A 14,031-nucleotide genomic window follows, 5' to 3' on the forward strand; every position below is an offset into this window, starting at 1 on the left:
GTTTCGGCGGATTGGCCCGCGACAGCGGTGGCCGCCGCGCCTAGCGTCGGGCACGTGCATCCGAGGCTCGCCGAAGACCTGAACTCCCTGCCCGATCTGCTCGACGCCGCGCGCGAACTCGCCGGCGAAGCGCTCGCCGGGCTGCCCGAGCGGCCGGCCGCCGTGCCGCCCGGTGACGTTCCGCGGGCGCCGCTGCCTGGTGACGGCGCCGGAGCCCGGGGTGCGCTGGAGGAGTTCTCGCGGCGCTGGGAAGCCGGTTTCGCGGGCAGCGCCGGGCCCCGCTACCTCGGGTTCGTCACCGGCGGGACGACCCCGGCGGCGCTCGCCGGGGACTGGCTCACCTCGGCCTACGACCAGAATCCCGCCAGCGGCACGGATTCCACGGCCTCGGACCTCGAGCGCGAGACCGTCGGCTGGCTGGCCGAGCTGTTCGGGCTCGGCCCGGAGTTCTCCGGCGCGTTCGTCTCCGGTGCCACGATGTCCACCGTCACCGGTCTCGCCATCGCCCGCGAATGGCTCGGTGAACGCGCCGGGATTTCGGTGTCGGAAGACGGCGCCGCCGCGCTCGGCCCGGTCACCGTGCTGTCCGGCTCGGCGCACTCGAGCGTGCTGAAGGCGATGTCGTTCCTCGGGATGGGCCGGTCGGCGCTGCGGAAGCTGCCGGTGCTGCCGGGGCGTGAAGCCGTCGACGTCGACCAGCTGGCCGCGGCGCTCGAATCGCTGGACGGGCCGGCTGTCGTCGTCGCGAACGCGGGCACCGTGAACACCGTCGACTTCGACGACCTGCGCGCGATCGCCGCGCTGAAGCAGCGGTACGGCTTCTGGCTGCACGTCGACGCCGCGTTCGGCGGGTTCGCAGCCCTGGCACCGGAGCACGCGGCGCTGACCGCCGGCCTCGACCAGGCCGACTCGGTGGTCGTCGACCTGCACAAGTGGCTCAACGTGCCCTACGACTCCGCCGTCCAGTTCACCCGCCGCCGCGACCTGCAGCTGCGCGTGTTCGGCAACACCGCCGCCTACCTCGGCGAGATCGGCGAGAAGCCGGACTTCCTGCACCTCACCCCGGAGAACTCCCGCCGGCTGCGCGCCCTCCCGGCCTGGTTCTCGCTCGTGGCCTACGGCCGGGACGGGCACCGCGAGATCGTCGAGCGCTGCGTGTCGCTCGCCCGCGACCTCGGCGCGCGCCTCGACGGTTCGCCGCACTGGCGGCTGCTCGCGCCGGTGCGGCTCAACGTCGTCTGCTTCGCCCCGGCCGTCGAACGGGACATCGATGCCCTCGTGCACGCCATCGCCGAGGACGGCACCACGTTCCTGACGCCGACGGTGTACGACGGCCACCCGGCCCTGCGCGCCGCCTTCAGCAACTGGCGGACGACCGCGGCCGACGTCGACCGCGTGTTCGCCGCGCTCGAGCGCGCGGCCGCCGGTTAGCTGCGGTCCGACTTCGGCATCAGGTACTTCCACGGCGAGGCGCCGGCGCCCAGCTCGCACGGCACGTGCACCAGCGCCGGCCGGCCCGCGGCGAAGGCCTTGTCGAGCGCGCCGCGCAGGTCGTCCGGGGTGCGCGCGGTCAGGCCGAGCGCGCCGAACGTCTCGGCGAGCCGGGCGAAGTCCGGGTTGCGCAGCCGGCCGCCCAGCGCGCGGCCCTCGAACAGCCGCTCTTGGTCGAGGTGGACGTTGCCGTAGTAGCCGTTGTCGAACACGACCGCCACGACGTTGAGTCCATATTGGACGGCCGTCGCCAGCTCCTGCGCGGCGAACATGAACCCGCCGTCCCCGGCCACCGACACCACCGGCCGGCCGGGGAAGGCCGCCTGCACGCCGAGCGCCGTCGGGTAGCCGAAGCCGAGCGTGCCCTGGTGGCCGCACGTGACGAACGTGCGCGGCGAATAGACCTCGAACCCGAAGTAGGACGCGAAGCCGACTTGGCAGATCTCCTCGACGAAGAAGCCGTCGCGCGGCAGCACGTCCCGGATCGCGCGCAGGTACTCCAGTTCCGGTCCGACGTCGGCGAACCGCTCGGCCACGGCCGCCTTCAGCGTGGTGAACTCCGCGGTCCGGTCCGTCCTCTGTGGACCCGCGGCCTCGGTCAGCGCGGCCGCGGCGTCGGCGGCGTCGGCGACGATCGCGACGTCCGCCTCGAGCCGCGTCGCCTGCCTCGGGTCGATGTCGAGCAGGATCGTCTTCAGGCCGGCGGGCTTGTCCGGCCAGCGGAACCAGGACAGCTCCATCCGCGAGCCGATCCCGACCACGACGTCGGTCTCCGCCCACCGCTCGAAGCCGGAGACGCACGTGAACCCCAGCGGGTGGTCGTCGCCGACGACGCCCCGCCCGCCGCGGAACGGAACCACCGGCGCCTGCAGCCGTTCGGCCAGCGCCCGGACCTCGGCGGCCGCGTGCCGGGCGCCGCCGCCCACCATGATCATCGGATGCTTCGCACGGCTCAGCAGGTCTGCGGCTTGCTCGACGGCGGCCGGGTCGACGACCGGGCGCGGGAGCGGCCGCGGACCGGCGGGTTCGGCCGGGGCGCGCAGGCCCAGCACGTCCCAGGGCACCGCCAGCGAGACCGGTCTCGGCCGCCCGCCGGAGGCTTCGCGGAACGCCGTCGCCAGCGCGTCCGGGATCTCGGCCGGGTGCTCGACCAGCGCCGACCACTTGGTCATCGTCCGCAGGGTGGCGAGCTGGTCGGGCATTTCGTGCAGGTGCCCGAGCCCGCGGCCGAGGTACGCGCGGGGGATCTCGCTGGTGAGGCACACGACCGGGGCGCTGGCACCGTGCGCCGAGAGCAGCGCGGCCGAGGAGTTGAGGACGCCGGGGCCGGGCACGACGGTGTAGACGCCGGGGCGCCCGGTCGCCTGCGCGTAGCCGAACGCCATGTAGGCCACGGTCTGCTCGTGCCGGGCGCCGATCACCCGGATGTCCTCGCCGGCGCGGGCCAGGCTGTCGAACAGGTCGTAGGTCTGCACGCCGGGCAGCCCGAACACGGTGTCGACGCCGTGGGCCCGCAGGCCGTCGACGATCAGGTCGGCCGCGGAGGGGGCGGGCGGGGAACTCGGCATCGGCACGGCCTCCTGGGCGTCGTCCGTCGGCGGGACCATATATGGTTTCCTACATGATCAGCGCGTCCTCGGGAAGACCGGTCACGAAGTCCCAGCTGGCCTACGAGACGATCAAGGCCAGGATCCTCGACGGCCGGTACGGGCCCGGGTACCGGCTGGTGCTCGACCAGATCGGCCGCGAACTCGACGTCAGCGCGGTGCCGGTCCGCGAGGCCCTGCGCCGGCTGGAGGCCGAGGAGCTGATCGAGTTCGAGCGGAACGTCGGGGCCCGGGTGGTGGCCATCGACCCGACGGAGTACCGGCACGCGATGCAGACGGTGGCGATCGTCGAGGGCGCGGCGACCGGCCTCGCCGCACCGCTGCTCACGCCGGCGGACCTCGCTCGCGCCCGTGCGCTGAACGAGCGGATGCGCCGCAGCCTGGCCGAGTTCGACCCGCTGACGTTCACCGCTTTGAACGCGGAGTTCCACGAGGTGCTGTTCAGCGCTTGCCCGAACCCGAACCTGGTGGACCTGGTGCAGCGGTGCTGGACGCGGCTCGCGGCGGTGCGGGACAGCACGTTCGCGTCGGTCCCCGGGCGGGCGCCGGCGTCGGTCGAGGAGCACGAGCGGTTGCTGGCGCTGATCGAGGGCGGCGGTTTGCCGGCGGAGGTCGAGCAGTGCGCGCGGGAGCACCGGTTGGCGACCTTGGACGCTTATCTCGCGCGGGAGCGGTGACGGCTCATGCGGTTCACGTCGCGTTCGTGAGGGTTGCTTGAGCCGCCTTCGGAGTGTCAGGGTCGGGGATGCCGATCTTCTCCGCGCCGGACGGGACCGCGCTCTCCTTCCGTCTTCTCGGGGTCGGTGGCCCGCCCGTTGTCTGCCTGCCCGGTGGGCCCATGCGTGCCGGGGCCTACCTCGGTGACCTCGGTGGGCTCGGCGCTCCGCTGGCCGTGCTCGATCCGCGGGGGACGGGGGCCTCCGAGGCGCCCGCCGACCCCGGCACCTACCGGTGCGATCGGCAGGTCGAGGACGTCGAGGCACTGCGCAAGCACCTCGGCCTCGACCGGCTCGACCTGCTCGGGCACTCCGCCGGGGCCAGCCTGGCCGTCCTCTACGCCGCCCGGTATCCCGGCCGGCTGCGGCGGCTTCTGCTCGTCGCGCCGAGCCCGCGGGCCGTCGGGTTGCAGCTTTCCGTCGACGACCGGCGGCGGATCATGGCCCGGCGGGCCGGTGCACCGTGGTTCGACGCCGCCGCCGCGGCGTACGACGCGATCGCCGCGCGGACGGCGACCAGTGCCGACTGGGCCGCCGTCGCGCCGATGTACTACGGCCGCTGGGACGACGCCGCCCGACAGCACCAAGCCACCGAGGCCGGGCAGCGCAACGGTGCCGCCGCGCGCGTCTACAACGCCGACGGTGCCTTCGAGCCCGAGGTCACGCGGGCCGCGCTCGGGGGTGTCGAGTGTCCCGTGCTGGTGCTCGCCGGGGACTTGGACTGGATCGCCAGCCCGGCCGTCGCGCGTGAGTTCGCCGGGCTCTTCCCGGACGGCCGGGTCGTCGTCCTGCCCGGCGCCGCGCACTACCCCTGGCTGGACGACGCCGCCGGGTTCGGATCAGCCGTCGCGGGGTTCCTGGGGTGACGCGGGGTTCCGGCGCGGCTTGATGCGGACCGCCGGCAGCTGGGGCGCCGGCAGCCGCTGTGGCGTGCCCGTGTAGCCGGTGACGCTGCCGAACTGGTCGGATTCGGCCTCCCACGCCTCGCGGAAGGCCGCGATCTCCTCGTGGCTCCGGCCGACGAAGTTCCACCACATCAGGATCTCTTCTTCGAACGGGGTGCCACCGAGCAGGAGGAACCGGGCCGGCGCCGTGCCGCGGTTGCTCAACGTCAGCGAGCGCACGCCGGTGCCGACGTACCCCAGCTCCGCCGCGCGGACGCGGGTGCCCGCGACGACGACGTCGCCCGTGTCGACCAGGACGCCGTGCTCGAAGCGGGGGTCGACGCCGAGGGACATGTGGGCGTCCGGGCCCAGCACGATCTCCGCGCCCAGCAGCGGGGTGTAGGTCGGGATCGGGGAGGTGCGCCCGGCCAGCGACCCGAGGAACACCCGGATCTCCGCGCCTTCGATCCGGTTCACCGAGGGCACGTAGTGGTCGAACGCGCGTGCCGTGTGCCGGTGCCGCTCGGGCAGCGCCACCCAGAGCTGGACGCCGTGCAGCGTCTTGGCTCCCGGGGTCGAGACCTCCGAGTGGCAGATGCCGTGGCCGCCGGTCATGAGGTTCAGCTCGCCGGGGCGGACCACGGCGTGCGAGCCGAGGCTGTCGCGGTGCTCGATCTCGCCGGCGAACAGCCAGCTCACGGTCTGCAGGCCGGTGTGCGGGTGCGGGGCGACGTCCATCGCGCCGGCGACTTCGGTCGGGCCGTAGTGGTCGGCGAAGCACCAGGCACCGATCAGGGAGCGGGACCGCTGGGGGAGGGTACGCCGGACCCGCATCGCGCGGGGCCCGCCCAGGGGTACCTCGCGCGGGGTGAGGACCTCGACGGCCGGGTGCTCGGGGTCGGCGGTCGTGGGCTGGTCGCCGCAGGCGAGCTCGGCGGGGGTCGCCTCGGTGTTGCTCATGTCCGCCACGGTAGTCGCGTTGCTCGCTGGGGCTCGGGTGCCGGGCGGGCCCGCGGCAGGGCCGGCTGCGGGGCGGGGCGGGGCGGCTGCGGGCGGGGCAGAGCCCGCAGCCGCTCACCTGCGGCCGCCCGCCGGGCCGGGCGGGGCGGTGCCGGCGGCCAGGCGCGCTGGTGACTTGGTGGCGCCTGCTTGGCCACGGTGGATGAGCTGGCCGGGGTAGGCGCGGCGGCAGGCCGGTGGACTGGTGGCGCTCACCCGGCCGCGGTGGACCCGGGCGAAACGGTTCGGCCGAGTGGGCCGCTTGGGGCGGCCGGATGAGTCCGCGGTTCGGGGCGGGGCCAGCGGCCGCCCGCCGGGTTGGACGGTCGCGGGCCGGGAGGGGTAGAGCCGGTGGCCACTAGCCTGCCGGGCCGGGTGGCCGCGGGGCGACGCGGACTCGGTGGCGGATGCCGGTGGGCCCGGCGGTGCCCGGCCCGGCCGCGGTGGATGACCCGCCAGGCCGGCCGGCGTCCACCGGGACCGCCCCGGGCCGAATGCGGCCTTTGCTCTATGGAGTTTTCAAGCTTCGCGTCGCCCTTCAGGCGGCGTGGTGCTTCTGGCGGGCCGCCACTATCGCCCGGCCTTCGACCGTCAACATCGCCGGGACCAGCTCGCCCGGCAGGCCCGGGCGGGCCGCTCGGACCAGGCCCTGGTGGGCCAGTGCGTGGGCCGCGAACTGGTCGCCGCACGAGAGGCCGTCGATGAACAAGTCCGGCTCGCTGCTGCACGACACCCGGCCGCGGCCTGCTCCGACCGCTCGCAGCATCGCCAGCATCCGGTGGTTCACCAGGGGGCGCACGGCCGGTGTTCCGCTCTGCTCGTTCATCTCGGTCCCTCCCGCTCGTGGTTCGACCTCGTCCTGCTCATGCGTCGAACCAGCTGCCGGGATTTCGACAAGGGGTTTCCGTCGATGGTCACCGCCGGCGGTCGAGGCCCGGTCGACTCAGAACGGAGGCTCCGCTCCGGCCGCCACCGGTACCGGCTCCGGCGTCCACGAACTCGTCGCCTCGCCGCTCGCGGCGCGGCTCAGCCTGGTCACCTTCGCCGTGGCGTAGCGCAACGCCGGGCCGACCTCGTCGACGTCCAGCTCCGTCACCGTGCGCTTCTCGCCCTCCTTCGTGTCGAACGACCGCTGTCTCAGCCGGCCCTGGACGAGCACGCGGGCTCCGCGTCTCAGCGACTCCGCCACGTTCTCCGCGTACTGCCGCCACACGTTGCAGCGCAGGAACAGCGCGTCGCCGTCGCGCCAGTCGCCGGATTCGCGGTCGAACGTGCGCGGGGTCGACGCGACCGTGAAGTTCGCGACCGCGGCGCCGGACGGGGTGAACCGCAGTTCGGGGTCGGTCGTCAGGTTGCCGACCACGGTCACCAGCGTTTCGCCTGCCATCGGGATCCTCCTTCTCCTCCGGGTGCGGGGTGCACCGCTCTCGCCGATGAGGAGAGCACGGGGGTCCGACAGTTCCGGGCCGGGCGACGAGTGCCGGCACCCGTCCGGGTCGGTTTTCCGATGGCGTTCCGGAAGGCGCCGGGCACGCTCGCCCGGCGGCAGGCGGACCTTGCACGCTGTTCGCGATCGGGTGCGGAGAAGCCACGCGGTGCGTCCTGGAAAGTGGCCGCACGCTGGGCAGAGGGGACCGGGAAGGCGCCGCCGCGTGCGAGGACCGGGCATGTGCGCTGCCGGCCCCGCACGCGCCGCGGGACAAGGACGTGCAGGAGGCGCGGATCTCACTCGGACGGGTGGTCTTGTGCCGGAGGTCGCTCGCCGCGGCTCACGGGCGGTACGCCGGGACTACGGCCTCGATCGCGTGTCGAATGGCGAAGTTCGTCCCGGCGCTACCCGAATGTCCGAAATGGACGGGAGGATCACTGACCCTGCTGGGGGAACTGACCCGGGTACTGCTGCTGCGACGGGTGCTGCGGCTGCGGGAACCCCTGCGGCTGCGAAGGGTGCGACGGCTGCGCCACGCCCTGCTGCGGGAACCCGCCCGACGGCGGCTGCTGCGGGTAGCCCGGCTGGGCACCCTGCTGCTGGCCCTGCTCCTCCTGCGCCTGCAGGCGGACGGCGTCCTCCTTCGGGATCCGGTTCTCGATCCCGCAGAACGTGCACTGCGCCGAGTACTTCACGCTGATCGGGAAGAGCGGGATGAAGAACAAGGTGAACTTCGTGACCGCCTTGCGCACCGCGTGCGAAGCGGGGTTGCCGCACCGGCCGCACAGGAAGGTCGTCATCGCCAGCACGTAGATCCGCGTCCGCCAGCCCCAGATCAGCATCGGTACTTCTTTCTCCCAAGGTCTTCCGTTCGCCGGGCAGCGTCGCACACCGGTGCGCCGCCGCGTGGCGGTTTCGCCGAACTCGGGGACTAGATTGTGATCATGCCGAGCGACTTCGCCCTGAAGACCATGAACGCCGTGCACCGCGGCCTGATCAAGCTCACCGGCGGGCGGGTGGGCTGGCAGGCCGGGATGCCGGTGCTGGAGCTCACCACGGTCGGCCGCAAGAGCGGGCAGCCGCGGACCGTGCTGCTGACCTCGCCGCACCAGGACGGCGACACGCTGGTCGTCGTCGCTTCGCGCGGCGGGGACGACACGCACCCCGCGTGGTTCCTCAACCTGCGCGACAACCCGGACGTCGAGGTGTCGCTCAAGGGCGCCCCGAAGCGGCCGATGCGTGCCCGGGTCGCCGACGCCGGCGAGCGCGCGAAGCTGTGGCCGAAGATCTCCGGCCAGTTCAAGAACTACGCCGGCTACCAGACCAAGACCGAGCGCGAGATCCCGCTCGTCTTCCTCGAGCCGCGCTAGCTCCGCGCGGTCAGGTACGCCGGGTCCGGTCCGGGGATCGGCTGGTCCGGCACGCCCGCGAGCAACTGGCTCATCGCGTGGAAGTACGGCGGCGCGGCGACCGTGCCGCCGAACGCGCCGTGGCCGCAGTCGCCCAGGTGCACCGGCGTACCGGGGCAGATCTCACGCGGGTGCGAGCCGTCGGCGAAGACCATGGACGACACCGCGTAGCCGTCGACGCCGCCGACGAACGCGACGGACTCGCTCTGCTGCGTCGTGCCCGTCTTGCCGATGTCGGGACGCGTCCATCCCGCCGCGTGGGCGGCCTGCGCGGACGTGCCGCTCGTCGTGTCCTTGCTCAGGCCCGCTTCGAGGGTGTTCGCGACGCCCGTCGGGATCACCTGCTCGCACGCCTGCTGGGCCACCGGCACCGCGTTCCCGTTCCGGTCGGTCACCGACAGGATCGGGCTCGGCGGGCACCAGACGCCGCCGCTCATCAGCGTCGCCGACACGTTCGCCATCTCCAGCGGGCTCACCGGGCTGTTGCCGAGGGTGAACGAGAGCAGGTTCCGGAAGTACTGCGACTGCGGCTCGCTGTACTGCGGGTTGCCCGACGCCGGGTTCGGCGCGGCCCCGGCGTCGTTGGTCGCGAGGGTGGAGCGCAGTCCCAGCTTGTAGGCCATGTCGAGCACCGCGGGCATCCCGACCTGGCTCTCCAGCCCGACGAACGCCACGTTCGGCGACGTCGCCAGGCCGTCGGCGAGGCTGATCGGATCGGCGTAGTGGCCGTCGTTGTGGACGGTGTAGCAAGCCGAATGCGAGTCCGGCACGGGGAAGCACTGGCTGTCCGGGTTGGGCAGCGGCGTCTCCAGGCCCGCCTTGCCGGTGACGAGCGCCGCGGCCGAGGTGAAGATCTTGAACGACGAACCGGCGCCGAACTCGTTGCTCGCGTCCGCCACGATGTCCGTGGACGTCTCGCCCTGCGCGGGATCGGTGCCGTAGTTCCGGTTGGCGACCATGGCGAGCACCTGGTGGCCCGCCGAACCCGGCTGCACGACGGCGAAGGTGTTCGCCACGCCGTCCTGGGTGGTCGGCACGTTCGCGTCGACGGCGTCCTTGGCCACCTGTGAGACGCGCGGGTCGAGCGTCGTCTTGATCGTGTAGCCGCCGGTCGCCAGCTGGTCGGCGGTGAACCCGGCGTGCACGAGGTAGCTCTCCGCGTAGGCGCAGAAGAACCCGGCGTCCGGGGCCGCGCCCATGCACGTCGAGGACGGCGCCACCGGCCCGTCCGGCAGCACGCCGAGCGGCGCCGCCTTCGCCGTCGCCGCGTAGGAAGCGGGGATGGACCCGTTGGTGACCATGTCGTCGATGACGAGGTTGCGCCGCTGCAGGGCTTTGCCCGCGTGCGTGTACGGGTTGTAGACGCTCGGGTTGTTCACCATTCCGGCGAGAAGTGCCGCCTGCGGCACGGTCAGTTTGTCCGCTGTCGTCCCGAAATAGGCTTTCGCGGCGGAACCGACACCGTAGACGGTTCCGCTGAATTCCACGACGTTCAGGTAATCGGCGAGGATGTCGTCCTTGCTCATCGTGTCGTTGAGCTGGACGGCCATTTTGGCTTCCCGCAGCTTGCGTGCGAGGGAGTCCTCGCGATCGGCCGCCTGGGCCACCGGGTCGGTCCGGTCGACGACGTTGATGAGGTAGTTCTTGACGTACTGCTGGCTGATCGTCGACGCGCCCTGCAGCGCGCCGCCGGTGCTGTCGTTGACCGCCGCGCGGAGCATCCCCTGCAGGTCGACGCCGCCTTCGGTGTAGAACCGGCGGTCTTCGACCGCGATGATCGCGGCCTTCATCGTCGTCGCGATCCCGGCCGCGGTGACCGGGAGCCGGTACTGCGCGTAGAGCGTCGCGATCGGGGTGCCGTCGCGGTCGGTCACCGTCGTCGTCAGCGGCGGGTCGGCCGCGGCGAGCTGCGCGGAAATGGCGTCCACGGAATCGCTCACCTGGTTCGACAGCAGACCGGCGCCGATGGCAGCGGGCGCCATCGTGCCGGCCACCAGAATTCCGGCGAGAACGCACAAACCGGCAAAAGAGGCCACGCCAGGACGACCATTCACGGAACCGAGATTAGCCATCCGGGAATGAAGCTTCCGTTCGGTGAGACATGTGCCTCACCGGGCCAACCGGCCGAGCAGTGCCGAAGCGACGGCGATCGCGGCGACGGTCGCGACGGCCAATACGCCGAAGTCGAGCCCGAGGTGGGCGGGCGTGCCGATCAGCAGCCCGCGCAGCGCGTCGACCTGGTAGCTCAGCGGGTTGACGTGGCTGAGCACCTTCAGCCACGACGGCATCAGGTCCACCGGGTACAGCGCGTTCGACCCGAAGAACAGCGGCATCGTGATCGCCTGCCCGATGCCCATCAGCCGTTCGCGCGACAGCACGATCCCGGCGATCACGATGGACAGGCAGCAGAAGAACGCCGACCCGAGCACGAGCACGACCGCCATGGCGAGCAGCTTCAGCGGGTTCACGGTCAGCCCGACGCCGAGGATCGCGGCGAGGATCAGCACCATCAGGGCCTGGACGAGCGCGCGGACGCCGGCGGCGAACGCCTTACCGGCGACGAGCGCGGCCCGCGGGGTCGGCGTCACCAGGAGCTTGGCGAGCACGCCCGCGTCGCGTTCCCAGATGATCTGGATGCCGTAGAAGATCGAGATGAACAGCGCGGACTGGGCGAGGATGCCGGGCGCGAGGTAGTCGAGGTAGGGCGTCGAGCCGGTCGGGATCGCCTTCAGCCGGGTGAACGTCTCCCCGAAGATCAGCAGCCACAGCGCGGGCTGGATCGCCCGCGTCAGCAGCTCGGTCTGGTCGCGGCGCAGCTTCTGCAGCTCCACCAGGCACATCGCGCCGACGCGGGCGGCGAGGACGCGCGCCTGGCGCAGCGGGCCGGGGTCAGCCGAGGCGGCGGGCGGTGCGGCGAGCGGCACGGACACTGCGGATCCCTCCTTCGTCGGTTTCGAGGCGGTCGCCGGTGACCGCGCGGAACACGTCGTCCAATGTGGACCCCGGACCGAGGTCGGTCTCGAGGTCCGCGGGGGTGCCCAGCGCCCGGATCCGGCCGGTGTGCATGAGCGCGACGCGGTCGCAGTACTGCTCGGCCTCGTCCATGTAGTGCGTGGTGACGAGCACGGTCATGCCGGTGTCGGTGCGGATCTGCGTGATCCGCTCCCAGACGGCGGAGCGGGCGACGGGGTCGAGCCCGATCGTCGGCTCGTCGAGGATCAGCAGCCGCGGCGAGCTGACGAGGGCCTGGGCGAGTTCGAGCCGGCGGATCATGCCACCCGAGTAGCCCTTCGCGACGCGGTCGGCGTCGTCGGCGAGCCCGACGAGGTCCAGGGCGCGGCGCACCTCGCCGGCGCGCCGCGCCCGGGGGACGTCGAAGAGCCGCGCGAACAGCGCGACGTTCTCGCGGCCGGTCAGCGCGCCGTCGGCGGACAGCTGCTGCGGGACGTACCCGATCAGCCGCCGCACGGCCATCCGGCGGCGCGCGACGTCGATGCCGAAGACGGTGATGTGCTCCGGCGCGGTGGGCAGCAGCGTGGTGATCATCCGGAGCGTCGTGGTCTTGCCGGCGCCGTTCGGGCCGAGCAGCCCGAACACCTCGCCGGGCGCGATCTCCAGGTCGACGCCGTCGACCGCGCGGGTCGTCCCGAACGAGTGGCTGAGCCCGGTGCACCGCACCGCGGGTTCGGTCATGGCTGCTCCTTCAGGATGCCCATCAGCTTTTCGAGGGCCGGCAACGCCTGTTCGATCGCCGTGGTGTCCTCTTCGGACAGTCCGGCGAGCGCGTCGGCGACGAGCCCGGTGCGGGCGCGCCGCCACGCGGCCATTCGTTCGCGGGCCGCGCCGGTGACCTCCAGCCGGGTGGCGCGCCGGTCGGCGGGGTCGGGCTCGCGGCGCAGCAGGCCGGCGTCGACGAGCTGGTTGACGAGCGTGCTGACAGAGTTGGTGGCGAGGTGCAGTTCCCGCGCGGCCGCGGCGACGCCGATGCCGGGCCGGTCGGCGACCACGCGCAGGACCTCGACCTGCGCACCGGGCAGGGGCGCGCCCGGCACGTCGGCGCGCACCCGGCGGCGCACCACGCGGCGGATCCCCTGGACGGCACCCAGGAGCCGGTCGGCGAGTTCGGTCATGCCGCCAAGGTAGCTCTGACTCAGAACTATTAGCAACGCTAAATGTCTGGTTGGCGTGGAAGCTCCCGAACAAGTGGCTCGGCCCGCCGGGCGAAAGGGATACCGCTGATCGGCCGAACCTGACCCGGAGTGACCGTTCGGCGGCGAAGTGCTGCCGTTCGCCGCGTGATCGGCGGGTTCCGGTCCGGAACCACCGGGAGCGGGCGCATGCTGTCCTTTCCGAACCCCGCGTCCCCGCGCCTGACGTCCACAGTGGACATTGCCAGTGCGCCCGGCCCGGCGGTCTTTTCCCGACCGGAGACACGACACATGACCTTGCTGGACAACAAGCTCGTCCGGTGCTGGACGTCCCGCCCGCACCTGCAGTCCCTCTACACCCTCGCCGCGGCCGCCCCACGGATGCGCGCCGCGCTCGGCCTCGCGCCCACCGGCGGCGGCACGGTCGGCTTCAAGGTGGACGGGGACGCGCTCGCCCGCACCGACGCGGAGCTGATCGCCGCGACGTCGGCCCGGCTGCCGGTGCACCCGCTGGTGACCCAGGACCTGCACGGCCGCTCGACGGTCCGCTGCTGGCGCCGCGACCGCGACCTGCGCGTGCTGACCGGCGACCTGGTCGACGTCGCCGACCGGCTGGCGCGGGCGGGCTACGGCGGCTGCCTGCGGTCGGCGACGGTCGAGTTCGCCGAGCCGACCGGACGCCGCGACCGCAAGCTCGCGCTGGTGTACCTGTTCGACCGCGGCACGTTCCACACCGCGGCGGCGTCCGGGACCGCGCCGCTCGACCGCGCGCTGGAGCTGCGCGCCCGCGCCGCCCTGCACGGCGCCCTGCCGTTGGAACCGCACGCCCATCGCCGGTTCGTCGTCTGAAATTCCCGCGTTTGTCCAGGTCACGGGCTTCTGCGAAGATGCTGCTCTCGTTCGAGGAGAAGGAGATCGCAGTGGCTTCCGTGCTCAACCCGTACCTGAGCTTCCGCGCCGAGGCGCGGCAGGCCATGGAGTTCTACAAGAGCGTCTTCGGCGGCACCCTGAAGGTGAACACGTTCGGGGAATTCGGGTCACCCGAAGGGGCGGACGCGGACAACGTCATGCACGCCCAGCTGGAAACCGACGCCGGCTACACGCTGATGGCGTCCGACACCCCGGCCGGGATGGAGTACAACCCGGGCACCAACATCACGGTCAGCCTCAGCGGGGACGACGCCGGCGCCCTGCGCGGCTACTGGGACAAGCTGAGCGAAGGCGGCACCGTGACGGTTCCGTTCGAAAAGCAGATGTGGGGCGACGAATTCGGTGCCTGCGTCGACAAGTTCGGCATCCCGTGGATGGTGAACGTGGTCCACCAGGCCTGACGGTGCGTTGCAGCACA

Annotated in this window: 15 protein-coding genes; 6 read left to right on the plus strand and 9 right to left on the minus strand. The window is 72.5% G+C overall.

Going from position 1 to position 14,031, the window contains the following annotated elements; all coding sequences use genetic code 11:
• Positions 1-54: 54 nt before the first annotated feature.
• Positions 55-1,431, plus strand: a complete 1,377-nt coding sequence (locus tag ACIQWX_RS28595; protein ID WP_400877280.1) for a pyridoxal phosphate-dependent decarboxylase family protein — start codon at positions 55-57, stop codon at positions 1,429-1,431.
• On the opposite strand, the gene ACIQWX_RS28600 is transcribed toward ACIQWX_RS28595, so the two are convergent.
• On the minus strand, positions 1,428-3,098 hold the full coding sequence (locus tag ACIQWX_RS28600) for a thiamine pyrophosphate-dependent enzyme (RefSeq protein ID WP_400877281.1): 1,671 nt from the start codon (positions 3,096-3,098) through the stop codon (positions 1,428-1,430). The two genes, ACIQWX_RS28595 and ACIQWX_RS28600, sit on opposite strands and share 4 nt — an antisense overlap.
• A gap of 2 nt (positions 3,099-3,100) precedes the next feature.
• Here ACIQWX_RS28600 and ACIQWX_RS28605 point away from each other — a divergent pair, with 2 nt between their 5' ends.
• Both ACIQWX_RS28605 and ACIQWX_RS28610 read left to right on the plus strand, forming a co-directional pair.
• Entirely contained in the window at positions 3,101-3,775 is a 675-nt protein-coding gene (locus ACIQWX_RS28605; RefSeq protein WP_400877282.1) for a GntR family transcriptional regulator, read from the plus strand.
• Positions 3,776-3,936: 161 nt separating this feature from the next.
• Complete coding sequence (locus ACIQWX_RS28610) at positions 3,937-4,680, plus strand: alpha/beta fold hydrolase (RefSeq protein WP_400877284.1); 744 nt, start codon at positions 3,937-3,939, stop codon at positions 4,678-4,680.
• Here the strand turns inward: ACIQWX_RS28610 and ACIQWX_RS28615 are convergent.
• The 4 genes from ACIQWX_RS28615 to ACIQWX_RS28630 all read right to left on the minus strand — a co-directional run bounded on the left by ACIQWX_RS28615 (position 4,654) and on the right by ACIQWX_RS28630 (position 7,968).
• Complete coding sequence (locus ACIQWX_RS28615; RefSeq protein ID WP_400877286.1) at positions 4,654-5,658, minus strand: pirin family protein; 1,005 nt, start codon at positions 5,656-5,658, stop codon at positions 4,654-4,656. The genes ACIQWX_RS28610 and ACIQWX_RS28615 overlap by 27 nt on opposite strands.
• A 577-nt stretch (positions 5,659-6,235) precedes the next feature.
• On the minus strand, positions 6,236-6,523 hold the full coding sequence (locus tag ACIQWX_RS28620) for a hypothetical protein (protein ID WP_400877288.1): 288 nt from the start codon (positions 6,521-6,523) through the stop codon (positions 6,236-6,238).
• A gap of 117 nt (positions 6,524-6,640) precedes the next feature.
• A complete protein-coding gene (locus ACIQWX_RS28625) occupies positions 6,641-7,084 on the minus strand; it encodes a single-stranded DNA-binding protein (RefSeq protein WP_400877290.1) in 444 nt (147 codons plus the stop codon).
• Positions 7,085-7,560: 476 nt separating this feature from the next.
• On the minus strand, positions 7,561-7,968 hold the full coding sequence (locus tag ACIQWX_RS28630) for a zinc-ribbon domain-containing protein (RefSeq protein WP_400877292.1): 408 nt from the start codon (positions 7,966-7,968) through the stop codon (positions 7,561-7,563).
• Positions 7,969-8,070: 102 nt separating this feature from the next.
• On the opposite strand from ACIQWX_RS28630, the gene ACIQWX_RS28635 reads away from it, so the two are divergent.
• Positions 8,071-8,496, plus strand: coding sequence for a nitroreductase/quinone reductase family protein (locus ACIQWX_RS28635; RefSeq protein ID WP_400877293.1), 426 nt, complete (start codon positions 8,071-8,073; stop codon positions 8,494-8,496).
• Here the strand turns inward: ACIQWX_RS28635 and ACIQWX_RS28640 are convergent.
• From ACIQWX_RS28640 to ACIQWX_RS28655, 4 genes are read right to left on the minus strand one after another with little or no spacing between them, the layout of a single operon-like run.
• On the minus strand, positions 8,493-10,607 hold the full coding sequence (locus tag ACIQWX_RS28640; protein WP_400877295.1) for a transglycosylase domain-containing protein: 2,115 nt from the start codon (positions 10,605-10,607) through the stop codon (positions 8,493-8,495). The two genes, ACIQWX_RS28635 and ACIQWX_RS28640, sit on opposite strands and share 4 nt — an antisense overlap.
• Positions 10,608-10,643: 36 nt before the next feature.
• Positions 10,644-11,465: an ABC transporter permease gene (locus tag ACIQWX_RS28645; RefSeq protein ID WP_400877297.1), complete on the minus strand. Its 822-nt coding sequence runs from the start codon at positions 11,463-11,465 to the stop codon at positions 10,644-10,646.
• Positions 11,425-12,228, minus strand: coding sequence for an ABC transporter ATP-binding protein (locus ACIQWX_RS28650; protein ID WP_400877299.1), 804 nt, complete (start codon positions 12,226-12,228; stop codon positions 11,425-11,427). Before ACIQWX_RS28650 ends, ACIQWX_RS28645 begins: the two co-directional genes overlap by 41 nt.
• Positions 12,225-12,665, minus strand: a complete 441-nt coding sequence (locus ACIQWX_RS28655; protein ID WP_400877300.1) for a MarR family winged helix-turn-helix transcriptional regulator — start codon at positions 12,663-12,665, stop codon at positions 12,225-12,227. The genes ACIQWX_RS28650 and ACIQWX_RS28655 overlap by 4 nt, the downstream gene beginning before the upstream one ends.
• Before the next feature lie 309 nt (positions 12,666-12,974).
• On the opposite strand from ACIQWX_RS28655, the gene ACIQWX_RS28660 reads away from it, so the two are divergent.
• Positions 12,975-13,532: a hypothetical protein gene (locus ACIQWX_RS28660; RefSeq protein ID WP_400877301.1), complete on the plus strand. Its 558-nt coding sequence runs from the start codon at positions 12,975-12,977 to the stop codon at positions 13,530-13,532.
• Between the two features lie 71 nt (positions 13,533-13,603).
• Positions 13,604-14,014, plus strand: coding sequence for a VOC family protein (locus tag ACIQWX_RS28665; protein WP_400877617.1), 411 nt, complete (start codon positions 13,604-13,606; stop codon positions 14,012-14,014).
• Positions 14,015-14,031 lie beyond the last annotated feature (17 nt).

This window comes from Amycolatopsis sp. NPDC098790 (genome assembly GCF_044759945.1).
Lineage (GTDB): Bacteria > Actinomycetota > Actinomycetes > Mycobacteriales > Pseudonocardiaceae > Amycolatopsis.